At 41.9% G+C, this 24,817-nt stretch carries 17 protein-coding genes and 2 pseudogenes; 6 read left to right on the forward strand and 13 right to left on the reverse strand.

Features of this window, described 5'->3' with window-relative positions; genetic code table 11:
• The first annotated feature begins 341 nt into the window (after positions 1-341).
• The 4 genes from metG to cdd all read left to right on the forward strand — a co-directional run bounded on the left by metG (position 342) and on the right by cdd (position 4,752).
• Complete coding sequence (gene metG, locus BM329_RS00095; RefSeq protein ID WP_092547213.1) at positions 342-2,369, forward strand: methionine--tRNA ligase; 2,028 nt, start codon at positions 342-344, stop codon at positions 2,367-2,369.
• A gap of 159 nt (positions 2,370-2,528) precedes the next feature.
• Positions 2,529-2,975 carry a CidA/LrgA family protein gene (locus BM329_RS00100; protein WP_143101184.1) on the forward strand — a complete coding sequence of 149 codons (447 nt, stop codon included), beginning with the start codon at positions 2,529-2,531 and terminating at the stop codon, positions 2,973-2,975.
• Positions 2,969-3,664 (forward strand): CidB/LrgB family autolysis modulator, encoded by a 696-nt coding sequence (locus BM329_RS00105; protein ID WP_092547218.1) that lies wholly within the window; start codon positions 2,969-2,971, stop codon positions 3,662-3,664. The genes BM329_RS00100 and BM329_RS00105 overlap by 7 nt, the downstream gene beginning before the upstream one ends.
• A 203-nt stretch (positions 3,665-3,867) precedes the next feature.
• Positions 3,868-4,752, forward strand: a complete 885-nt coding sequence (gene cdd / locus BM329_RS00110; protein WP_092547220.1) for a cytidine deaminase — start codon at positions 3,868-3,870, stop codon at positions 4,750-4,752.
• Between the two features lie 45 nt (positions 4,753-4,797).
• Here cdd and BM329_RS00115 read toward each other — a convergent pair.
• The 3 genes and pseudogenes from BM329_RS00115 to BM329_RS00125 form a co-directional block, all read right to left on the reverse strand.
• Positions 4,798-4,953: pseudogene (locus BM329_RS00115) on the reverse strand (IS5/IS1182 family transposase); the annotation flags it as partial.
• A 9-nt stretch (positions 4,954-4,962) separates the two neighbouring features.
• Positions 4,963-5,742 carry a protein bax gene (locus tag BM329_RS00120; RefSeq protein ID WP_092547222.1) on the reverse strand — a complete coding sequence of 260 codons (780 nt, stop codon included), beginning with the start codon at positions 5,740-5,742 and terminating at the stop codon, positions 4,963-4,965.
• A 604-nt stretch (positions 5,743-6,346) separates the two neighbouring features.
• The gene (locus tag BM329_RS00125) at positions 6,347-6,673 is read right to left on the reverse strand and encodes a DUF3761 domain-containing protein (protein ID WP_092547224.1); all 327 of its coding nucleotides are present in this window, start codon (positions 6,671-6,673) and stop codon (positions 6,347-6,349) included.
• A 585-nt stretch (positions 6,674-7,258) separates the two neighbouring features.
• Between BM329_RS00125 and BM329_RS14900 the strand changes: the two are divergent.
• A pseudogene (locus tag BM329_RS14900) lies at positions 7,259-7,422 on the forward strand (SDR family oxidoreductase); the annotation flags it as partial.
• A gap of 310 nt (positions 7,423-7,732) precedes the next feature.
• On the opposite strand, the gene BM329_RS00135 reads toward BM329_RS14900, so the two are convergent.
• The 9 genes from BM329_RS00135 to purL all read right to left on the reverse strand — a co-directional run bounded on the left by BM329_RS00135 (position 7,733) and on the right by purL (position 22,400).
• Positions 7,733-8,083, reverse strand: coding sequence for a SymE family type I addiction module toxin (locus tag BM329_RS00135; RefSeq protein WP_092547228.1), 351 nt, complete (start codon positions 8,081-8,083; stop codon positions 7,733-7,735).
• 1,234 nt (positions 8,084-9,317) lie between these two features.
• Complete coding sequence (locus BM329_RS00140) at positions 9,318-9,917, reverse strand: tyrosine-type DNA invertase (protein WP_143101185.1); 600 nt, start codon at positions 9,915-9,917, stop codon at positions 9,318-9,320.
• 332 nt (positions 9,918-10,249) lie between these two features.
• On the reverse strand, positions 10,250-11,503 hold the full coding sequence (glyA, locus tag BM329_RS00145; protein WP_092547230.1) for a serine hydroxymethyltransferase: 1,254 nt from the start codon (positions 11,501-11,503) through the stop codon (positions 10,250-10,252).
• Between the two features lie 440 nt (positions 11,504-11,943).
• Positions 11,944-12,282, reverse strand: a complete 339-nt coding sequence (glnB, locus tag BM329_RS00150) for a nitrogen regulatory protein P-II (protein ID WP_049584201.1) — start codon at positions 12,280-12,282, stop codon at positions 11,944-11,946.
• Between the two features lie 15 nt (positions 12,283-12,297).
• Positions 12,298-13,920 carry an NAD+ synthase gene (locus BM329_RS00155; RefSeq protein ID WP_092547232.1) on the reverse strand — a complete coding sequence of 541 codons (1,623 nt, stop codon included), beginning with the start codon at positions 13,918-13,920 and terminating at the stop codon, positions 12,298-12,300.
• Between the two features lie 184 nt (positions 13,921-14,104).
• Positions 14,105-15,442: a two-component system response regulator GlrR gene (gene glrR, locus BM329_RS00160; protein WP_092547234.1), complete on the reverse strand. Its 1,338-nt coding sequence runs from the start codon at positions 15,440-15,442 to the stop codon at positions 14,105-14,107.
• A gap of 2 nt (positions 15,443-15,444) precedes the next feature.
• Entirely contained in the window at positions 15,445-16,287 is an 843-nt protein-coding gene (gene qseG, locus BM329_RS00165; RefSeq protein WP_245758975.1) for a two-component system QseEF-associated lipoprotein QseG, read from the reverse strand.
• Between the two features lie 5 nt (positions 16,288-16,292).
• Positions 16,293-17,726, reverse strand: coding sequence for a sensor histidine kinase (locus BM329_RS00170; RefSeq protein WP_092547451.1), 1,434 nt, complete (start codon positions 17,724-17,726; stop codon positions 16,293-16,295).
• Between the two features lie 786 nt (positions 17,727-18,512).
• Positions 18,513-22,400 carry a phosphoribosylformylglycinamidine synthase gene (gene purL, locus BM329_RS00175; RefSeq protein WP_092547236.1) on the reverse strand — a complete coding sequence of 1,296 codons (3,888 nt, stop codon included), beginning with the start codon at positions 22,398-22,400 and terminating at the stop codon, positions 18,513-18,515.
• 266 nt (positions 22,401-22,666) lie between these two features.
• Between purL and mltF the strand changes: the two genes are divergently transcribed.
• Positions 22,667-24,208: a membrane-bound lytic murein transglycosylase MltF gene (mltF, locus tag BM329_RS00180; RefSeq protein WP_245758976.1), complete on the forward strand. Its 1,542-nt coding sequence runs from the start codon at positions 22,667-22,669 to the stop codon at positions 24,206-24,208.
• Positions 24,209-24,230: 22 nt separating this feature from the next.
• Here mltF and tadA read toward each other — a convergent pair whose 3' ends face one another.
• Positions 24,231-24,743, reverse strand: coding sequence for a tRNA adenosine(34) deaminase TadA (gene tadA, locus BM329_RS00185; RefSeq protein WP_092547238.1), 513 nt, complete (start codon positions 24,741-24,743; stop codon positions 24,231-24,233).
• Positions 24,744-24,817: the final 74 nt, after the last annotated feature.

The raw sequence follows: 24,817 nt of genomic DNA on the forward strand, positions 1-24,817 counted from the left end.
TTTGATTTATCTTTTTTCAATTTATATACACAATGGATTTCAAGTTGCATCGCGACGGCAAGAGAGCAAATCCCCGGGAGCATAGATAACTATGTGACCGGGATGAGCGAGCGCAGCCAACAAAGAGGCAGTTTGAAAGACGAAGTGTATACCCAATGAATTTCAAAATGCAGCCTGAAAGACAGCGGGTATAAAACTGTTTGGTCATCATAACAGAAGCTAGCGACTTCGGATAAGGCAACAAGTAAAAGTAACGAAGTTCTTGCGTTACCCTAGCGGCAACGCGCCTTATCAGGTAACATCAAAAACCTTTTCATTTTTACGGAAGTCAGATCCTAACTATGACTCAAGTCGCGAACAAATTATTGGTGACCTGTGCGTTGCCTTATGCTAACGGTCCCATCCATCTCGGTCATATTCTGGAACATATTCAGGCTGATATTTGGGTCCGTTATCATCGAATGCGCGGCAAAGAGGTTCACTTTGTCTGTGCCGATGATGCCCACGGTACGCCAATCATGCTGAAAGCCCAGCAAACTGGTGTTTCACCAGAAGAGATGATTGCCAAGGTGAATCTAGAGCATCAGCAGGATTTTGCCGGTTTTTCAATCAGTTATGATAACTATCATTCTACACACAGCGAAGAGAACAAAGCGTTTGCATCCCAAATCTATCTGGAACTGAAAAAGAACGGTTACATCAAGAACCGGACGATTTCTCAACTGTACGATCCAGAAAAAGAAATGTTCCTGCCAGACCGTTTCGTCAAAGGTTCCTGTCCAAAATGTAAGGCAGAAGACCAATATGGCGATAACTGTGAAGTCTGTGGAACCACTTATTCCCCAACCGAATTGATCAACCCTCGTTCTGTTGTCTCCGGGGCAACGCCAGAAATGCGTAAGACAGAGCATTTCTTCTTCGATCTGCCTGCATTCAGCGATATGCTACAAAAATGGACTCGTTCCGGCACGTTGCAGGAACAAGTAGCGAACAAAATGCAGGAATGGTTCGATTCAGGTCTGCAACAATGGGATATCACCCGTGATGCGCCGTATTTCGGTTTTGAGATCCCTGATCAACCAGGCAAATATTTCTATGTCTGGCTGGACGCTCCGATTGGTTATATGGGTTCATTCAAGAACCTGTGTGACAAGCGGAGTGACCTGAATTTCGATGAGTTCTGGGAGAAAGATTCCAAGACTGATCTCTATCATTTCATCGGCAAAGACATTGTTTATTTCCACAGTCTGTTCTGGCCTGCAATGCTGGAAGGCAGCAACTACCGCAAGCCAACCAATCTGTTTGTTCACGGTTATATCACCGTTAACGGCACCAAGATGTCTAAATCTCGTGGGACTTTTATCAAGGCCGAAACCTATTTAAAACACCTTGATGCAGACTGCCTGCGTTACTATTATGCTGCTAAGCTTTCTTCCCGTATTGATGATATAGACCTGAATCTGGAAGATTTTGTTCAACGTGTAAACAGTGATGTCGTTAACAAAGTAGTGAATCTTGCCTCACGCAATGCGGGTTTCATTAATAAGCGCTTTGGTGGCAAACTAGCTGATCAACTCGCTGATCCTGAGTTGTACCAGAAGTTTGTTGATACCGCACAGGTTATCGCAGAAGATTTCACTAATCGCGAATTTGGTAAAGCAATCCGTGAAATCATGGCACTGGCTGACCTCGCTAACCGCTATGTTGATGAACAAGCACCGTGGGTTGTAGCGAAACAAGAAGGCCGTGACGTCGATCTTCAGGCTATCTGTTCAATGGGCATTAATTTGTTCCGTGTGTTGATGACTTACCTGAAACCCGTCCTTCCGGGCTTGTCCGCACGTACAGAAACATTCTTGAATACAGAACTGACTTGGGATGGTATCCGTCAACCTCTGCTGAGCCATGACGTTTCCCCATTCAAGGCTCTGTTTAACCGCATTGAGATGGCTAAAATCGAAGCGATGGTTGCTGATTCAAAAGAGAACATCGAGCCTAAAAAAACGGTAACAGGCCCGCTGGCAGATGATCCGATTCAGGACACCATCACATTTGATGATTTTGCCAAGATTGACCTGCGGATCGCATTGATTAAACAGGCAGATTTTGTCGAAGGTTCAGACAAATTGCTGAAATTATCCCTTGATATCGGTGGCGAAACTCGTCAGGTTTTTTCTGGAATTCGTTCTGCTTATCCTGATCCGAAAGCGTTAGAAAACCGTCTGACCGTGATGGTTGCCAACCTCGCACCACGCAAAATGCGCTTTGGCATTTCAGAAGGCATGGTAATGGCAGCAGGCTCTGGCGGAAAAGAAATTTTCCTGTTAAGCCCGGACAGCGGCGCACAACCAGGCATGCAGGTTAAATAATTCATATATTCTGACAAGATATTAATTATTATCAGACAACATTATTGTTGTAAAAATAGTAAAGCGGGCTAAAAAAAGCCCGCTTTTTTATGTGATGTATGGCACATTTAGAAAGTTAATCGTATGATGAACTCTCCCTATATTGAGGAATTATCGATTATGTCTTTCCAAAACATGCTGATGATAGGCTGGCAATACCTGCGCGCATTCGCACTGCTCTATTTGTGCTTGATTGCAGGGAATATCATTTCGACATTCCTTCCTTTCTCTCTTCCCGGTAGTATTATTGGTTTACTTATCCTTTTCGGTTTACTGGCATTCCAGATTATTCCCCCACATTGGGTGAAGCCAGGTTGTAGCCTGTTGATGAAGAACATGACATTACTCTTTTTGCCCATTGGGGTGGGGATCATGAATTATTATCCACAACTCAGCCAACAAATGTTCCCAATCGTTCTTTCCTGTGTCGTCAGTACAGTGATTGTCATGATTGTCGTTGCTTATAGTTCCCACTATATCCATCGCGAACGCATCATTATTGGTTCCAAACGAGAAGAAGAAGCAATTACTACATCACAACAACTTGAAGAGAAAGAAAAATGTTGAGCTATATCTGGTGGTCACTGCCATTAACACTACTTGTATTTTATCTAGCCAAAAAACTATCTATACGATTAAAATTTCCTATATTTAATCCCTTATTGATATCAATAGTCATTATCATTCCTTTACTCCTGATGACACATACATCATATGAACACTATTTTGCAGGCAGCCGGGTATTAAACGATTTGCTGCAACCAGCAGTGGTCGCTCTTGCTTTTCCTCTTTATGAACAACTTCACCAAATCCGTACTCGGTGGAAATCAATCATTACCATTTGTTTTATCGGCTGTATTGTCGCAATGGTGACCGGTACAGCTATAGCATTATGGGCAGGTGCAACACCTGAAATCGCAGCTTCAATTCTGCCTAAATCTGTGACAACCCCTATTGCTATGGCAGTAGCCAATTCCATCGGTGGGATTCCTGCCATCAGCGCTGCTTGTGTGATCATGGTGGGTATTTTAGGTTCTATCTTCGGTCATAACCTATTTAATCTTCTTAAAATAAAAACGAAGTTTTCCCGAGGACTGGCTATGGGTACAGCAGCTCATGCTGTGGGAACCGCCCGCTGTGCTGAGGTAGATCATACTGAAGGTGCATATAGTTCACTGGCCCTGATGACCTGCGGCATTATTACTTCACTGGTTGCGCCTTTTTTATTCCCGATACTACTTCACCTGTTTAGTTGATTATTCTACAAATGATTTTTATCTAAATAGTTACCAAACCGTAATAAAAAAGTGAAAGGATTAATAAAAATCATAAAAATTTGATGTGCATGGCTAAAATAATAGCTTTATTACACAAATTCCATTGATTTTATGGCTGTTATCACATTACAAACCCAAACAGACATCCTAGAATGGCCTTTAATTAATTCGGAGATCATTCTATGCAAGCTCGTTTTAACACTATTTGGTCAGAAATCACCCCTAAACTGCAACAAGCTTTGTTACCTTATATTGGAAATGACGATTTTCCAGCCATGCTGACAACGGAGCAGGTTGAATCCATCAAGCGGAACAGTGGCTTTGATGATCATGCTTTGGCATTTGCCTTATTGCCATTGGCTGCTGCCTGCTCCATTCCTCCTATTTCTCATTTTTATGTCGGTGCAATTGCACGGGGAGAAAGTGGTAATCTCTATTTTGGCGCCAATATGGAATTTCCGGGAGTGCCATTGCAGCAAACCGTTCATGCCGAGCAATCAGCAATCACTCACGCTTGGCTCCATGGCGAAAAAAAACTGGCTTCCATCACTATCAACTATTCACCTTGTGGTCACTGCCGACAATTTATGAATGAATTGAACAGTGGAACACAATTAGAGGTTCACTTACCCGATCGCCCACCATTAACTTTGGCCGATTATCTGCCAGAAGCCTTCGGTCCGCGTGATTTAGCTGATGCCCCACTGCTGTTGGATACAGTTAATCATAACTATCAGTTGGCTACCCATGACAATTTAGTGCAAGCCGCATTAGATGCTGCGAACCGCAGCCACGCACCTTACAGCCAATCCCATGCTGGTATCGCATTACAAGATGAGCAAGGGAGAATTTATACTGGCCGTTATGCGGAAAATGCTGCATTCAATCCAAGTTTGCCACCATTGCAGGCTGCTTTGATATTTATGAACATGTCGGGTAGTGATTGTCAGTCCATCAAACGGGCCGTGCTGGTTGAAAGTAAAAACAGTCAGTTATCACAGTGGAGCGCCACAGAGTCCACATTAACTGCTTTGGGTTGTACTAAAGTGGAACGGCATACCTTTTGAAATGAAATAAGAGTAAGTTAACAAAATGGCGATTTATCCCCTCCATTACCTGGGTAGCCAGACAATGATAAACGCCAGTGCTAACATGCTGGCATAATTTCGTTCTAATTTATCTCGTTGCCATAGCACGAAAATGCTTGTTTCTGCAAACGCATTCTCCACTAAATGGCGGTAACGATATAACCACTTGTCTAACTTTTTGGGGTCAGATCAAACGTCAACACGCCCTAATTCCTGTACTTCCGAAATCAGGTTTTTATTGCCATTAAATACCCGGTGTAAATACCTATTATAGTTAGCACCCAGTTCGGAATAACCATTGAGATTATCAATCAATTTACTGGTATTCAGTGTTTTCTGCGTTGTTCTCTGGTTTGCCCGTGAAGAGCGTAATGACTTATAGGCACGGTGCGTATTCAGATTTTTCATATAAGCAACGACAGAATCATCAATCGTACGGTAAACAGAATAACCTTTGATCTTTCCTTTAGTCTTGCCACAAGAAGCACAACGCATTCCGAACAGGTTATTGTTTTTCTGGGCAAGTTCCGAAGTTCCCCAGCCTGATTCTGCTGCCGCTTGAGTGGCAACAAAATGGGTCGGTATAATGTCAACCCGACTCAGCAGGCTATCCCAATTGACCTGTCTTGGTGAATTGCAGGTCATTTTATAATCCATGCAGATCTTTTTTAGCCGATCGATATCCTGTACAGACCAGTGGACTGTTTTCTGGTGTGACAGGAGCCATTTGCGGTCTTGCATAATTTTTTGGTTATGCTGATCAACTACAGGGACAACAATATTTAAAAACGCTTTCTTCCGGGGTGTACCTGAAGGGTATTTTCGCAAATCAGGCAAATTTTTCTGAATGCCATTGTGAGAATACTCTTTCATTTCTGTGGTACTGGTCGAGGCATCGCTCAGATTGGTAAAGATTAATGAGCTAAAGAAAGCGAAGACCACAGTTGTCCTCATCATTCGAGAAGGCATTTGCTTCTCCTCATTTTATTACTATGTTTTATTACTATGGATAAAAAACGGATAAAAAAACAAACGAATATTGGCACTCTACTGACAAATATCTATATTTTTTATGTTGTATGGTAAGTTAATGTAATGATTTTTGGGATTTTATCTGGTGATTTTAACTATAAATTTAATGTTTTTTTATTTTGGAATTTTATTTTTTATCTCTGGGTTTTCTATCTAATATTTTGTTTTTATTTATTATTTTATTCTGTCTATTCTATATTGTGTTCTATGCAAATCCTTATCAAAAACATAGCTAACCGTATGTTTATAAAAACGATGACTGGGATATATACCCTTTAGCTAGTTGGTAACATCATCTCTGGTTTAATTTCTAACTAATTCAAAGTTCTTGAACAGAATGGAGTGTTCAGTATAGGTAACTAACTTAATTATGGAATTTCTTATTTTATAATCACCAGTAAATAACATTATCATTCCAATTTTTTCTGGTTAAGAAATGAATTATCCTTAATAAATTCGATTAAAAAAATGAGGTTCAGATGCAAGAAGAATTAGGGAGATTAATCTCCCTAATTATATATTATGAAAAATAAATATCATATTATAACCACTTAGCAACGCCGCCGTGGCGAGAGCAGGCTCCTTTATTAGATTTACTCTTGCTATAAGTCCCGTCTTTACAAAGTGCCGTATTGGCGCCTTTTTTTGCAGGATTATTACTCTTCTTGGATGCTTTTTGATTCTTTGCTTTTTTGGTTACTTTTTTCTCTAGCGGGTTAACTTTGTTTGTTGTGGATTTAACATTATGTTCAACTGCTGTTGCGGTTTTTGAAACGGCCCCAGCTGAAGTGGATACCGCAGGCGCTGCAAGTACTGTACTTGAAAATAACACTAGTAATGCTGTAACTGATAACTTTAAGCTTTTCATCACTTATATCCTCTGGTTAGAGTACGTAAACACGAAGTCTACTCTTGCAGTTCGGAGTATAGTTTTGAATGATATGATTGTAAATTTGATATAGGTAATATTTTTATAGATGTTTACTTTTAATTATTAAATCGTTTTTATCGGTAACTAATTGTATTTAAATTTTACCCTGCTATTTTCACATTGAAATAAACAAAGAAAATCAAATAAATATTACAGATTTCTGAGGGATGGGATAACAATTATCGTGAGAGGTATATGTTTTGAATAAATAGTGAAAATCGTATAATATTTGTTATTTTCCATATCGTTACATTAATTTCACAACAGAACTACTCCATGAATACGTAATTTATGCAATTAGCCTTGAATGGAAATCTTGGGGAAGCGATCAATTGACTATTTTATTTTCTGTATTTGTTCTACTGACAGATTTGCGATACTACTTATCAAAGCAATTGGACAACGGGAAGTCACGGGTACAATAATGACATTGTGCAAAAAGTGACAGTCATTACAGGTGGTTCACGGGGTATTAGTAAGACTATCGCGTTTTGTTTGGCAAAACGAGGACATATCATATCTGCACAGGGTATTAGAATAAATACAGTACTTCCGGGGTTTATCTATACTGACATGCATGCTGATAGCGAAGAACCTGAACGCATTGATCGAATCAAGGATTTTTTACCGATGAAGCGAGTAGTTAGCCAGAAGAAATTGCTCAGGCTATTGCATGGCTACTATAGGATGAATCATCTATGTTACGGGCAATTTTATTGACTTGGCTGGTGGGAAATAAACACTATTGTGGACATAGTTTGCCACGCAGCAACTTGAGACCAATGGGACATATCCGGGTTCCGTAAGCCGGAATTTTTTCAATAATTTTCCGGCTAATTATTTTAAACATGTGGTTTCAAATACATGGTTTTAACTACATGGTTTTAACTACATAGATTTTTAAATATATTGCCTTAAACTCAGGTTTTAAACATAGAAGGTTTTTAAACAGATAGCATCATTTAAATGAACCGTGGTTTTAAATTGACAATAGTATTAAGCCTGCCTTTCCATCAGCTTTGGCTTAAGAATAACCTTGCCGGGTTCCACCTCAATATGAATAGGTTGTTCTATTAAGTTGCTGATTGTTAACCAGTCCCCCGCGATATAAAGCTCACCATTCTCACGAATGCTATCGATCCCTTCATAGGGATTATCTTCTACTTCTTTGATTAAACTGACTAAATCTACATTGGGAGCAACGAGAGAGATAATGAGACCATTGGAAAATTGTGATATGTGAAATAACTCATTTGCGGTAAACCCAGCATCGCGGAGTTCACAGCCATTAAGTATTAATTCCGGAATATCAATGTCAGTCTGGCGAAATGAAACATGAAGGCTCATTTATACGTTCCTTGTGTTATTTGGGTATACGACGATACTTTATCAGCACTTTGCCCGCACTGCACCGCGGAATTATATGTGTTTTTATCTGTACCGCATATCATTGATTAATGATTGATATCTACACTAGCGTTTAGTTGACTAACATGCTATCGACAATGTTGCTCTTTGAGAAGTGACTCGCAAAAAATCACTGTATATTTATACAACTTTAAATATTTTTGTTTCAATTACATTGCGAAATCATTTTGTAAATAGACGACATAACGTAATAGTAGGGGGAATTTATTTGGCGGATTATAGCTTGATTTATTTTAGTCATATTTTTTGAATGATTTTATAGTGTTTTTTATAGTTATTATTTTCCTGGTATACTTTTTCAATTGTTTTTAACATAGTTATGTTTTTTATTTTATTGGAAATAAAATGTTTCATGTATCCCAATGGATATTGGGATATAGCCAATAAAACTATCATTTGAAAGACGGTGGTTATATAAATAACAGAGATCTTCTGGTATCTTCATTAATGAGTATCCAATGATTTAATTTATATAAATAATCATTATGGTATTGTTTTTTTAATAGGTAAATTTGAATGAAACGTATTCCAGAACCTTTTAAGTACGTTGCCACATTTATGATATGAATTAATCGTGTAACTGTTATTTATTTCATCTCTAATGTTCTATTTTATTTATTTTCAGTATATCAGATCAGAAATGGTTATTTTTTATCTTTTTATGTGTTGGATGATTAAAAGAGATTACCTGACTGCCTTATTTGTCGCATTATTTAATATATTAGGTTTTTTATGCTATTTTTTGCGATCACTGACAATGAAAATAATAATCTAACTGTATAACGTATTTTTTTGATGATTTTTTTGTATTTTTATGGGAGGTAATTAATATCTATAAAATCATCAGGAACACAAGTATCAATGCACAAATTGCGATTTGCGCGAATCAAACAAGATTGGCAGACAAAATGACCACTGAAGATTGATCAATGCAGGGAATTACTCTTTCGAAATAGAATATTATGTAAAGGGGAAAAATAAATAGAAAAATCAAGTAGAAATAATTTGGCTGGCACCGTAAGGCAAGACGAAAAACAAGGGAAATTTATTAGTTAAGAAACAATAAGATGAGTTGATTTTTACCGATGGAGAAAAACATAAACTAAAGTTAAGAAGAGCCATTTTAGGTGACTTGACAGTTTGGTACTAATTGTCAAATAAGCGCGTTTTCCTTTTTGATCTTATATCGTCTCGAAGGACCTGCATCACTCGCAGTGTAACGGACAGTATGACGAATATTACGGTGGCCTAAATAGTCCTGAATCAAGCGGGTATCGACACCATTGTCCGCCAGTGCATAGCCACAGGCATGCCTCAACATGTGTGGATTAGCGCAAATCGACAATCTGGCCTTCTGGCTGGTCTGCCGGATGATTTTATACATCTGCTGCCGCGACATACGCTGACCATTGCGGGAGAGAAACAACCAGTCCGCCTCTTCTCCGGATTGTTGGTGTGGCGGGGCTTTTGATAAATAATTCTGTCGATATACCAACCAGTGACGAATAAGCTGGACTTCACGTTGTACCATAGGGTGAATGGTGGAAAAGCCATTCTTCAGCCGCTGTACCCGCAGACTTCTGCCATCCAAATCCACATCCGACAGTTTCAGACTCAACAGTTCAGAAACTCGAAAACCGTGAATAAAAGACATAAAAATCATGCATATATTACGTTCTGCATGGGCATGCTTGCCCAACTCCCTGAGCAGAATTTCTATCTCAGGCTGAGTCAGATACTTACGTTTTAGCATGGTATTCACCTCCAGAAAGCGATAAAAAGCCAGTTCCATTCGGCTCTGGGAATAGAATAATATAAAAAGATCATTTATTAGTGTTGTTGATTATTTGCAGAGTGCAAGGTGAGTGAATGAATCTTCATCATCCACAATATTTTTAGACAATATTTTTACGAAAATATTTTTATGATAAAAAAACTCCGTTGTTTTAAACGGAGTTTGTCTGTGGCCTAAAATGGCAGGAAAATACAAAAAACCCGCTCAAAACGAATGTCATGAGTCGGGATTTAGTAATATCGACAATGCAGCTCAAAGCACTGTCAGTATTTTATTTTAAATTGGTATATTTATGCATAAACCGGATATTTTGCACAGATTGCCAATATTTTCTGTTTAACACTTTCAATCGTCGCATCATCATTGATGTTATCTAACACATCACAGATCCAACCGGCCAGTTCTCGGGTTTCTTCTTCTTTAAAGCCACGCCGGGTAATAGCAGGTGTACCGATACGAATACCAGAGGTTACAAACGGGCTACGAGGATCGTCAGGCACACTATTTTTGTTAACAGTAATATTGGCGCGCCCTAATGCTGCATCTGCTTCTTTACCGGTAATGTCTTTATCCACCAAATCCAACAAGAACAGATGGTTTTCAGTCTCACCAGAAACCACTTTATAGCTGCGTTGCAGGAACACTTCTACCATGACTTTCGCATTTTTGGCGACTTGCTGCTGATAAACCTTAAATTCAGGCTCCATCGCTTCTTTCAGAGCAACAGCCTTACCGGCAATAACGTGCATCAGCGGGCCACCCTGAGAACCGGGGAAAACAGAAGAGTTTATTTTCTTGTAAAACTCTTCATCACCACCTTTTGCTAAAATCAGGCCACCACGCGGGCCAGCCAGTGTTTTGTGCGTTGTGGTTGTGACAACGTGGGCATGAGGAACTGGGTTTGGATAGACACCCGCAGCCACCAAACCAGCGACATGAGCCATATCAACGAACAGATAAGCCCCGATTTCATCGGCAATTTCACGCATCTTCGCCCAATCAACAACACCGGAGTAAGCAGAGAAGCCGCCGATAATCATTTTTGGCTGGTGTTTTTGCGCTTGGGTACGGATATCGTCGTAATCGATTTTACCTCTGTTATCAATGCCATAAGGCACAATGTTATACAGTTTACCGGAGAAATTTACTGGAGAGCCGTGAGTCAAATGGCCGCCGTGAGCCAGATTCATCCCTAAAACAGTATCTCCAGGTTGCAGCAATGTCATATACACCGCAGCATTTGCCTGAGAACCAGAGTGTGGTTGGACGTTAGCATAATCTGCACCAAACAACGCTTTCGCACGATCAATCGCAAGTTGTTCAACAACATCGACATACTCACAGCCACCATAGTAGCGTTTACCCGGATAACCTTCCGCATACTTGTTAGTGAGTTGAGATCCTTGAGCCTGCATAACTCTTGGGCTGGTGTAGTTTTCAGAGGCAATCAATTCAATGTGTTCTTCTTGACGACAAACCTCCTGTTCCATCGCTTGCCACAGTTCGGGATCGTAATTCGCAATATTCATTTCACGCTTTAACATTTGGTTCTCCTGACTCAGCTACATCACTAAAAATTACCCCTGAGGGCCAGAATGTCACACAGTGTAAACTCTTTTTCTCTAATGAGATAGTCTTGACAAGATAATTTACGCAAACGTTTGCATTATTTGTTGATTGCCTCTTTGCGGCTAAATAACTAACTATAAAATCAACAATTTCAGATTTATCACTAATATTTGTGATCTTAATCAAAATTTATGCTCATAAAAAGACAAGATCCTTTCAGATTTTTGATTTAAATCAATATGATCTTCTTTTTTTATTTGGTGTATTCCCAAATACAATTTATAAATTTCGAGGTCATAAATAGAATGAGCCGTACCATCAGGTTGCTTTATAAATTATAGGCTAAAACAGTTGCACTCCCGTTTGAATATGGGTCATTGCCCAGCTTCCGTTATCACTTTTTTCGGAATTTCAGTTAAATCGCTTCTTCGTCCTGCTCACCAGTACGGATACGCACAACACGGGCAACATCAAAAACAAAAATTTTGCCATCACCGATTTTGCCGGTTTGTGCGGTCTGCATGATTGTTTCGACACAGGTATCAACAATATCATCCGGTACAATAATTTCTATTTTGACCTTTGGCAGAAAATCCACCATATATTCCGCACCGCGATAAAGCTCAGTATGTCCTTTCTGGCGACCAAACCCTTTTACTTCTGTCACGGTCATACCAGTGATCCCCACTTCAGCCAGAGCCTCACGTACATCATCCAGCTTGAAAGGTTTGATAATTGCATCAATCTTTTTCATGAAGTTTTCCTGTTATTACCAGTTCTTATGCCCGAAACCAGAAGTAATCGGGTAGCGACGGTCTTTACCAAAATCACGTTGTGTAATACGTGGGCCAATAGGTGCCTGACGACGTTTATATTCGTTAATATCAACCAGTCGGATCACTTTGCGAACAATGGCTTCATCAAAACCTTCAGCTACTAAGTCAGCCACTGATTTGTCTTTTTCAACATATCCTTCGAGGATAGCGTCCAGCATGTCATATGGCGGCAAACTATCCTGATCCAGCTGATCCGGTGCCAGTTCCGCAGAAGGTGGACGATCTATTACCCGCTGAGGGATAGCCGGAGATACTGTATTGCGGTATTCGGACAATGCAAATACCATCGTTTTTGGCACATCTTTCAACGCATTAAAGCCCCCCGCCATATCGCCATACAAAGTGGAGTATCCTACTGCTGATTCGCTTTTGTTACTGGTCGTCAATACAAGGCGGCGGTGTTTGTTTGACATCGCCATCAAAATAACTGCACGACAGCGGGCCTGCAAATTCTCTTCTGTTGTATCTTTTTCTGTTCCCGCGAACATCGGTTCAAGTTGCGCCATAAACGCATCAAACATAGGTTCGATGGATACCAAATCAAACTCAACACCCAGCATTTCTGCTTGTTCCCTGGCATCGTGGATGCTCATCTCTGAGGTATAGCGGAATGGCATCATAACCGCCTGCACGTGCTCTTTACCTAGCGCGTCTACAACAATCGCCAATGTCAAACCAGAATCAATCCCGCCGGATAAGCCAAGCAAAGCGCCTTTGAAACCATTTTTCTGTACGTAGTCACGAACAGAGAGCACCAGTGCCTTGTAGATTTGTTCAAGCAGTGGCAGCTGAGGTGTAGGGTTCGCCATCGGTTCAATATTCATGTCATTGAAGCGGCATTGTTCAATCTGCTCTTCAAAAGCTGCCATACGATGGGTAATTTCACCATTTGTATCAAAAACCTTTGAGCAACCATCAAAGATAAGCTGATCTTGTCCGCCAACCTGATTGAGATAGATGATCGACAGTTGAGTGCGCTGGCAATGGGATTTAATTAAGGTACTGCGAATATTCGGTTTTTCACGATTATAAGGAGAAGCATTAATCGACAGAACAATTTCTGCACCAGCCTGTTTCAGGGCATCAATTGGCGCATCAAACCACAAGTCTTCGCAAATCAATAAACCAAGATTATAACCCTTAAATGGTATTACACAGCTTTGCTTACCCGCCTTGAAATAACGTTCTTCATCAAAGACGCCATAGTTTGGCAGTAACTGCTTGAAATATCTGGCAACAACTTCACCCTTCCAAAACAGTGAAAGGGCATTGTAGAGTTTGCCATCTTGTTGCCACGGATGCCCCACTAAAATAGCGACCTGAGAGCTTGCTTCCTGCAAACGTATCAATTGTTCACGGCAACGTTGATGCAAATCGGGACGGAACAGTAAATCTTCAGGAAAATAGCCAGACAGTGCCAGTTCTGAAAACATAACCAGATCAGCATTTTTTTCTTGCTGTTCCTTGACTGTTTGCAACATACGCTCGCAGTTGCCTTCGATGTCTCCCACCAGCCAATTTAACTGGGCAAGACCGATATTAAGAGTACGACTCATAGAATGCGGCTCTCCTGGGCCATAATTCATCTATCTATCTTACTTCGTCTTAGCAAGACAGCGCATCTATCCCTTCGTCTTTCAAATTTCAGCATTGGTGCCACGCTGCAATCTGAAATTCATTAGGTATATTAAATATATACAATTTTTATTCAGTGTAAGGGTTTTTGAAATGGTCAAAAAGTTATTCTTTAAAATCACTGGCATCCAACTGATGCCTGGCCAGCAATTTATAGAATTCAGTCCGGTTACGCCCTGCCATGCGAGCAGCATGTGTTACATTGCCTTTGGTTATTTGCAGTAATTTGCGCAGATAATTCAGTTCAAATTGCCCACGAGCTTCCACAAATGTCGGCAATGCCGTATTTTCCCCTTCCAGTGCCTGTATCACTAGCGCATCACTGATTACAGGAGCAGTTGTCAATGCGACACATTGCTCAATCACGTTAACCAATTGACGAACATTACCCGGCCAACTTGCCGCCATCAGACATTTCATCGCATTAGTGGAAAAGCTGCGAACAAAGGGTTTGTGACGTTTGGCTGATACCCGCAATAGATAATTGGCTAATAGGGGAATATCTTCCGCACGTTCATTCAGTGTAGGGATTTTCAGGTTAACGACATTCAATCGATAGTAGAGATCTTCACGAAATTCATTTCGTTGCATCGCCTTTGGCAAATCACGGTGAGTAGCAGAAATAATTCTGACATCAATGTCTATGTCACGATTACTCCCCAACGGACGAACTTTGCGCTCCTGCAAAACTCTCAATAATTTTACTTGCAGCGCCAATGGCATATCACCTATCTCATCAAGGAACAATGTTCCTCCCTGAGCCGCCAGAAATAACCCTTCCCGACTGCTGACCGCGCCAGTAAATGCGCCTTTGGCATGACCAAATAATTCAGATTCAAGCAGCTGTTCAGGTAAAGCGCCGCAGTTAATCGCAATAAAAGGCTTTTTCGCCCGGGGACTTGCCCGGTGAATAGCTTGAGCCACTACTTCTTTACCGGTTCCACTTTGCCCATTAATCAGGACACTGACATCCGATTGAGCCACCATCTTTGCCTGTTCCAACAGACGTAACATCAAAGGACTGCGGGTTACAATCTGCTCGTTCCATTGCCCATCTACAGCGGGTGTTGATAGCTCCAGTGCTGCATCTATGGCTTTATAAAGTGCTTCACGATCAACGGGTTTGGTCAAAAAACTAAATACGCCTTGCTGAGTTGCCGCTACTGCATCAGGAATAGAACCATGTGCGGTCAAAATGATCACTGGCATGCCAGGATGTTGTTTCTGTATTTCAGCAAACAATGCCATTCCATCCATTTCATCCATGCGCAAGTCGCTGATCACTAAATCTACTTTTTTTTTCACCAACATTCGCAATGCTTCATGACCACTCTCAACGGTCGTGACACGGAAACCTTCGCTGGTCAGACGCATTCCCAATAATTTTAACAAGCTAGGATCATCATCAACTAAGAGAAGATGGGCGGGATTGCGTACTGTCATTATTATTCAGCTCCTTTTTCTTCTGGAGAGTTAATTTCTGTTTTAAGCTCCAGGCTTGTTGCTGATTTATCTTCCGGTATCAATTTACTGGATGGGGAGTTTGTGTTACTCACGTTACCTATATCACCGGAAGTAGCAGCATTGCTCTGATCTTGTTTGCGGGAGGAAAGCTGACGTTCGATATCTGTCAGATTTTCGAGTTTGCGGGATATTGAGCGAAGATCATATTCTAAGCGAGCCCGAATCTCTTTCAAGCGATCTATTTTGTTATCACTGTCGAGTTGGAGCCGCTGGAATTTAGTTCTTTCTTCGGCGAGGTTAATTTTCAAGTATTGCTGTTCACGCCACAATTGTAATAATGGCCGCAAAGCAACAGGAAACTGGACACTATACTGGTTGAGGTTTTCGACAATTTTCCGGCGTTCAGCTAATGCAGGCGTAGCCCTGTTAATCAGGATACTCTGTTTAAATACCTGTTCCCAATCAGTCATAGTGAAATTTTTTGCCATCTCACGAGCATCTGCTGAAGACAGCCGATCCGTACAATCTATAAGTCTCAGCCAATAAAGCCCGTTTTCCAGTGCCTTTGGTTTCGTCATATCCCAGATTACATCACACTCTTTAAAACGGTAATCCGTGACATGCTGCTCCGGTAGAATAGATTCCGCAATTGTTGCCAATTTATCTGTTCCGCTCGTTTTAGCACACCCGGCCAGTAAATAGGGAACGAGCAATAACAACACGGTACGAAAACGTAAAACCGGAACCCGGGCCAAAACCGGCTGAGTCACAATACCCTGCTGTTCCGTCTTCGTCATAAAGCGGTAAATAAATCTGTTATACATATTATCTAGTCATTCTCTGCGGTTAATGGCAGTTCAATTCGAAAACATACGTCAGCAAATTCGGGTTCTATCAAATGAAGCTCTCCCCTCATCTGTTTAATGCAATCTTGCGCAATACTCAAGCCAAGCCCACTTCCTTTCACTGCCCCTTTTCGCTGGAGCTTTCCTTGATAAAACGGCTCAAAAATCATACTCTTTTCTAATTCAGGGATAGGCGTTCCTGTATTGGCAATATCGATCTGAAGATTTTTTCCCACTTGCCGACTGGCAATCCAGATGTTACCGGATTCAGCGCCATAGTGCACTGCATTGGAGTAGAGATTATCAATCACTCTTGTCAATAAATTTAGTTCCGCCCAGCACATATCCATATCTAATTGAATTTCCGTATGAATATTTTTTGTGCGTGCCGGTAGCTGATGCGATAATACAACACCATCCACAATTTCTTTTAAAGACACAATCTGGTGTTCTGCGGCACCATCTGCCAATTTTCGATTATATTCGAGCAGTTGTTCAATGAGCTGCTGTAAATGCCTGCTACTGCTATCCAGAATGCTCACGACTTCTCTTTGATCTTCTGTCAGTGACCCTGCTATTTCATCCGCCAATAACTCAGTACCTTCACGCATACTTGCCAGAGGTGTTTTCAATTCGTGGGAGATATGGCGTAAAAATTCATGCCGCTGAGATTCCAGCCAAGATAAACGCTCGCTCAGCCAAATAATACGCTGTGCCAGTGATCGCAATTCCCGTGGGCCTTTAAAGGACTCAATTTCTAATGACTGCCCTTCTCCCAACCGATTGATCATCCGTTCGATACGTTTCACTGGCCCGATGATCATGCGTGTAAATAGAGTTATCAAGAATGCACTTAGCAAGAATAAGATAAGGCTCTGCCAACCAAAGAATTGTCCTTTATCTGCAATATCTTTTTGTAATTGTTCACCCCGACTAAAAATGATCTTACGGATTTCCTGTACCAGAAGATTATTAGTGGTAGAAAATTCTTCAAGTAATTTGGATGAGGTAGGTTCTGGGACACCGTTGTTACAGGAAATTTTGGTCAAGCCTGCCAGTAATTCGTTAAACTTTTTTGTATATTCAGTATTACCCAGCATGGTTATCTGATTGCCGAGCATACTCGTATATTGACGATATTGACGCTGATAAAGTTTCTCCAGCCTGGCATCACCTAATACACAATATTGGCGGTAACTGCGTTCCATCTCAAAGACAACGCCACTCATCGCTTCGCTACGACGGGCATCCGCCAGGGTAGAGCTATTGATTTCTGCGGCGTGAGTACTGAGCTGGTCGAGGCTCTGATAAGCCTGATAAGCCAACACCAATAATGGCAATAATACTAGCCAGAAAGCCATTACAACCAATTGACGCAGTGAGCGCGGAAATAAACGCCATTTTTTCAAAGAAATCATCTTATAACCTGCAATTACATTGATGCCAATTGGCATAAAACAAAGAAGAACGTCTGCCAAATGATGAATTCTAAAGTTACTCTTTCTCTTCTTTTTTGAAAACGTTTGAAAATAATAATTGAAAATAGTGGATGGTTTGAAGTTACGTGGGTACGTACATAAACACGATGGACAGGAGTCACCTGTAATAATGACGGCGGGATAGTAACTTTGTTTACTATCCCGCCAGTGAGGAACCTCATGCTACCTGATGAACCTATAGCATATAGGTGGTGCCTCACTCCACGTGTCGCCCTGTGTTTGATAAAGCCCGAAAGCGAGTATCATTAAGTGGACGGTAGGCACCTTACTTCGGCATCATTCTGGGCTTATGTGGCATGTTTCCACCTAATTGCGGGCCGACATAAAAAATTGAATGAGCAACTGGCCTGTATTAAGCACATTGCGTGCCAACTTGTAAAATATTTTTTTAATGCATTGATTTTATTGTTAATTTAAAAATAAATATATTCATTTATTTTTCTGATTAAAATTTTATGGTGCCTGATCTGCATTTTTGTCGTCAATTTATGACACTTAGCCATACTTAGATATTTTCTCATTAATATCATGCTATTAAATGTCTCCTATTTGAGACATCAGAAATCACGTTGTCTCAATATGGAAACACTGATAATAACATTCATCAACAATGCCAAAACAATGCCAAATCGACGACGAAATACTTTTATTAAAAAGGCCCTGAGAAATTTTCAGGGCCTTTTCAGCATAAAATGCAGAGATGAATTACCCCAATTGTTTACGTGCATTGCGGAAAATACGCATCCACGGGCTATCTTCTCCCCACTCTTTAGGATGCCAGGAATTACTGACAGTACGGAATACCCTTTCAGGATGAGGCATCATCACTGTGACTCGACCATCAAGGCTGGTAACTGAGGTAATGCCATTGACAGAGCCATTCGGGTTTACCGGATAATTTTCAGTCACCGAACCGTAGTTATCCACAAAGCGCAGTGCTACCTGCTGGTGTTTTTCAAGTTCCTGCAAACTTTGACTGTTTCTGAATTCCACCTGGCCTTCACCGTGGGCAACGGCAATTGGTAAACGAGAACCTGCCATCTCTGTCAAGAACAGTGAAGGGCTGTCTGCCACTTCCACTAAGCTGAAACGTGCTTCATAGCGTTCTGAACGGTTACGGACAAAACGAGGCCAGTGCTCTGTACCCGGAATCAGTTCATGCAGGTTAGACATCATCTGACAACCGTTGCACACCCCAAGTGCCAAAGTATCCGGCCTTGCAAAGAAATTCGCAAAATCATCGCGTACCCGTGAATTAAACAGAATGGATTTCGCCCATCCTTCACCCGCACCAAGTACATCTCCATATGAAAAGCCACCACAAGCGACTAATGTTTGGAATTGCTCAAGCGTGATCCGGCCACTCAACAAATCACTCATGTGAACATCTACGGCCTCAAAACCGGCGCGGTGGAATGCAGCCGCCATCTCAATATGAGAGTTAACGCCCTGTTCACGTAGCACGGCAACGCGTGGTCGTATCTGTTTCGAAATGTAACAGGCTGCAATATCTTCGCCAGGATCAAAAGATAACTTCACATTCAAACCGGGATCGTTCACATCCTGTTTCACCTGATGTTCTTGGTCAGCACATTCAGGATTATCACGTAAACTTTGCATCTGCCATGTTGTTTCTGCCCACCATAAACGCAAAGTGCTGCGATTTTGGCGGTAAACTTCCATATTTTTACTGGAAATGACGAAATTATCGCCTGTTTGAGCTTTACCTAAATAGTGTACGTTTTCACTCAAACCATAATCTGCCAGTAGATTTTCAACCCACTCCCTGTCCGTTTCCCGAATCTGAATCACTGCCCCTAATTCTTCGCTAAACAGAGCAGCCAAAACATCTTCATCAAAAGCACTGATATCAGCATGCAGCCCACAATGTCCGGCAAAAGCCATTTCTGCTAATGTTACCAGCAGGCCGCCGTCAGAGCGGTCGTGATAAGCCAACAGTTTTTGTTCTGCAATCAATTGCTGAATTGCATTGAAGAAGCCTTTTAGTTGCTCAACGTCACGAACATCTGCGGTTTTATCACCAAGCTGGCGATAAACCTGAGCCAATGCGGTTCCTCCCAAGGCATTCTGCCCTTGCCCCAAATCGATTAGCAGCAATGCGTTATCATCTTCCGCAGATAGTTCTGGCGTCACTGTGCAACGTACATCTTCCACACGAGCAAATGCACTGATAACCAATGAAAGTGGCGAAGTCATTTCACGCTCTTCTCCATCCTGATTCCAACGGGTTTTCATTGACATAGAGTCTTTGCCTACCGGAATGGTCAGGCCGAGTGCAGGACACAATTCTTCTCCCACAGCTTTTACCGCAGCATACAGGCCCGCATCTTCACCTGCATGGCCTGATGCTGACATCCAGTTAGCGGATAACTTCACTCGTTTCAGATCCTGCACGTAAGCAGAAGCGATATTGGTCAGCGCTTCCCCGACAGCCATGCGTGCCGAAGCAGCAAAATCCAGTAATGCAACTGGAGCGCGCTCACCTATTGACATGGCTTCACCATAATAGCTATCAAGACTGGCTGTAGTCACAGCGCAATCCGCAACAGGAATTTGCCACGGGCCAACCATTTGATCGCGGGCAACCATGCCTGTTATGGAACGATCGCCAATTGTAATCAGGAATGTTTTCTCGGCAACAGCAGGTAAATGCAGGACTCGTTTTACCGCTTCCGCGAGATCAATGCTCTTACGCTCAAGACTTTTTCCATGAGCTTGCAAAACCTGTACATTTTTCAACATCTTTGGTGTCTTGCCGAGTAAAACATCCAGAGGCATATCGATTGGCTGGTTCTCGAAATGTCTGTCATTCAGCAGCAGATGTCGTTCTTCCGTAGCCTCTCCAATCACAGCATAAGGAGCACGCTCACGACGGCACAATTCTTCAAACAGGGTAAGTTGTTCGGGTGCCACGGCCAGAACATAACGCTCCTGAGATTCATTGCACCATACCTGCAATGGACTCATTCCCGGCTCATCATTCAGAATATCACGTAGCTCAAAACGACCGCCTCGACCGCCATCATTGACTAACTCAGGCATGGCATTTGATAATCCACCAGCACCTACATCATGGATAAACAGAATTGGGTTTTTGTCTCCCAGCTGCCAGCAACTATCGATGACTTCCTGGCAACGGCGCTCCATCTCTGCATTATCCCGTTGCACAGACGCAAAATCCAAATCAGCATCGGATTGACCTGAGGTCATTGACGATGCTGCGCCGCCCCCTAAGCCGATATTCATGCTTGGCCCGCCCAGCACAATAAGTTTTGCGCCAACCGGGATATCTCCTTTCTGAACGTGCTCTTCACGAATGTTTCCAATACCCCCCGCAAGCATGATGGGTTTGTGATAACCACGCAGCTCTGTACCATTATGGGAATATACATTTTCTTCATAGGTTCTGAAATATCCCAGCAACGCCGGACGCCCGAATTCGTTGTTGAAAGCCGCGCCACCTAACGGGCCTTCCAGCATAATGTCCAGAGCACTGACAATTCTCTCAGGCTTACCGAAATTCTCTTCCCACGGCTGTTCAAATCCAGGGATTTTCAAATTTGATACTGAAAAGCCGACCAATCCAGCTTTGGGTTTAGCACCTCGTCCTGTCGCTCCTTCATCCCGGATCTCCCCTCCTGAACCTGTCGCAGCACCCGGCCACGGTGATATCGCAGTCGGATGGTTATGCGTTTCAACTTTCATCAAGATATGGACGGGTTCTTGGTGGTAATCATAGATCCCGGTTTCAAGGGCAGGGAAAAAGCGACCAACATGAGAGCCTTCCATTACGGCCGCGTTATCTTTATAAGCAGAAAGCACGTAATCCGGCGTTTGTTCAAATGTGTTCTTTATCATCTTGAACAGAGACTTAGGTTGAGCCTGCCCATCAATAACCCAATCTGCATTGAAAATTTTGTGGCGGCAATGTTCAGAATTCGCCTGTGCAAACATATAAAGCTCAATGTCTGTCGGATTACGTTCCAATATCTGAAAAGCCTTCACCAAATAATCAATTTCATCTGCGGCCAAAGCCAATCCCAATTCAATATTGGCAGATTCCAGTGCTGCCCGTCCCGATTGCAAAACATCAATTTGCTTCAATGGAGTAGGTTCTTGGTGAGAAAATAATATTTCAGCCTGTTGAAACTGAGTAAATACACTCTCCATCATACGATCATGCAGTAACGCGGATAAGGTTTGCCACTGAGTGGTATTCATTTCAATACATTGGATATAATAAGCAATTCCTCTCTCTAAACGGACAATCGTATTCAGTCCACAATTATGAGCGATGTCTGTCGCCTTCGATGACCAAGGAGAGATAGTGCCCGGGCGAGGTGTGACTAACAGTAGTTGACCTTTAGGCTCACGCACAGCCAAAGCGGGACCATATTTTAATAATTGATTTAATTTTTCCCGTTCATCTCCGGTGATAGGACGATTAACTTCTGCAAAATGCACATATTCTGCATAGATTTCTGTAACGGGAAGGCACTGATCTTGACACTGGGAAAGGAGCTTAGTAATACGAAACGCTGATAAAGCGGGCGAACCACGCAGAATTTCCATAATAATAGGTTCTCTCATTTTAGAAGCAAAGCCTGACTGATGCCTCAGGGGAAACTGAAGACATTATAGAGGAATGCTCTCCCCGACGAAACCGTTTGCGTGGTTATTTAACACCCTATTAATGTACGTAATGAAGTTCTAAAATTGGTTTAATCAAGTTGCGTTACGCTATTTTATTCAGCAAAATTCTTGATTACTGGAAATTTAACCATGCTATTATCTTACATTTCATACGGAGCCTAACCACACTGGCTAGAGATAACTGTTTGAGTAATATAAAGATAAATTATTTTGTTATCGTTATTATCGCGCTCCTTTCCGCTGCTATTATTGGTCTCAACATTAATTGGTCCAATAAACAGCAGGAGCAGATAAACAAAATTATGGCACGAGGAGAACTTCGGGTTAATACCATCTCTTCTCCTCTGATTTCTCTTAACAGCAAAAATAAGCCAATAGGATTTGACTATGAATTGACCAAACGGTTTGCTGATTATCTGGGTGTGAAACTTGTCATTCAGTTTCGCGCCAACATTAATCAGCTTTTTGACGATTTGGAAAACGATAAAGCCGATTTCTTGGCTGCGGGCCTTATCTACAATGAAGAAAGGTTAGATCAGACACACACTGGTCCAACCTATTATTTAGTCTTACAACAACTGGTTTATCGCAAAGGGACAACACGTCCGCGTTCGTTTAATGATTTAAAAGGTAAGTTCATCGTCACAGCGGGTTCGGCCCATGTAAGCGAACTGAAAAAATGGAAAGAGAAATCTTATCCTGATTTAACCTGGGAAGAGACATCGCACGAAAATACACAACAGTTACTCGAACAAGTGTCCGAGGGAAAAATCGACTATACAATCAGCGATTCAATCAGTCTGGCCCTGCAACAACGTGTTCATCCCAATCTGGCAGTTGCTTTTGATGTCAGTGAAGAACGTCCCCTGACTTGGTATTTAAAACGCAATGATGATTATAGTCTTTATTCCGCCATGCTTGATTTTTTCAGCATGCTGGCTGAAAACAGCATTATGTCGCGGCTACAGGAAAAGTATTTCAGCCATGTCAATTCATTCGACTATTTTGATACCATCTCTTTTATCCGTGCTATCAATAATATTTTGCCTACATATAAGCCTATTTTTGAGAAATATGCGGGATCACTGGATTGGCAATTAGTGGCAGCCATTGCATGGCAAGAATCGCATTGGGATCCGCAAGCGACCTCCCCTACTGGCGTTCGTGGTATGATGATGCTGACTCGTCCAACGGCAGAATGGGCGGGGATCCACGATCGGCTGGACCCAGAAGAAAGCGTGAAAGGTGGTATGGCTTATCTGCACTATTTGATGGATCGCTTGCCAAAAACCATTCCTGAAGATGAACGTATCTGGTTCGCTCTCGCCGCCTATAACATGGGATACGGGCATATTCTTGATGTTCGTAAGTTAACGGCGGTGCAAAAAGGTAATCCTGACAGTTGGCTGGATGTTAAAGCGCGCCTTCCCCTGCTCAGCAAGAAAAAATACTATACCAATACGACTTATGGTTATGCCCGCGGCTATGAGGCTTATCGCTATGTTGAAAATATCCGGCGTTACTATCTGAGTTTGGAAGGATATCTACAGGCAAAAGCCAACCGTGAGAAAATAGCAGAAGAAGTGCCGGCGGACACAACCAGTGGCTCCCAACCTGAAAGTGATAAAATAACAGATGATAAAGCGGAAGGCACTAAAACCGATTCCAATGAAAAAGCGCCGGAAGAGACAACATCGGCGCAATCTGCAACAATACGTCAATCGTAATTGGTTTTTTGATTGTAACTGATTATGACATTTTCTGTTGTTGAGCTTTCAACATCTTCTTCAATGCCTTATGTTGCTCCCTGCGTTGTTTAAAAAAAGAACTCAACATAGTAGAACACTCTTCGGCCAGAACACCGCCGATAATTTCAATCTGGTGGTTCATGCCGGGATGACGCAGTATATCAATCAATGATCCTGCTGCGCCCGTTTTCATATCACTGGCTCCATAAACAAGCCGCTGTATCCGGCTGTGTACCATTGCTCCTGCGCACATGACACAGGGTTCCAAAGTGACATATAGCGTCGTATTCAGTAAACGGTAATTCTGCAATTGGATACCACCCCGTCGCAAGGCAATAATCTCAGCATGAGCAGTAGGATCATGCCCGGTAATCGGAAGGTTAAACCCTTGCGAAATAATTTTGTTATCTGCCACCAATACAGCGCCGACAGGGATCTCACCTTGTGCCTGTGCTTGCATAGCCAACGCCATTGCCCGGCGCATCCAATATTTATCACTATAACTTTCGGTCACTGCATATTCTCTTGATTATGAAAATCTCGCTTATTATAACGGTTCATCATCAATAGTGTGCGCTCATCTCAATT

Source organism: Xenorhabdus koppenhoeferi, from assembly GCF_900116635.1.
GTDB lineage: Bacteria > Pseudomonadota > Gammaproteobacteria > Enterobacterales > Enterobacteriaceae > Xenorhabdus > Xenorhabdus koppenhoeferi.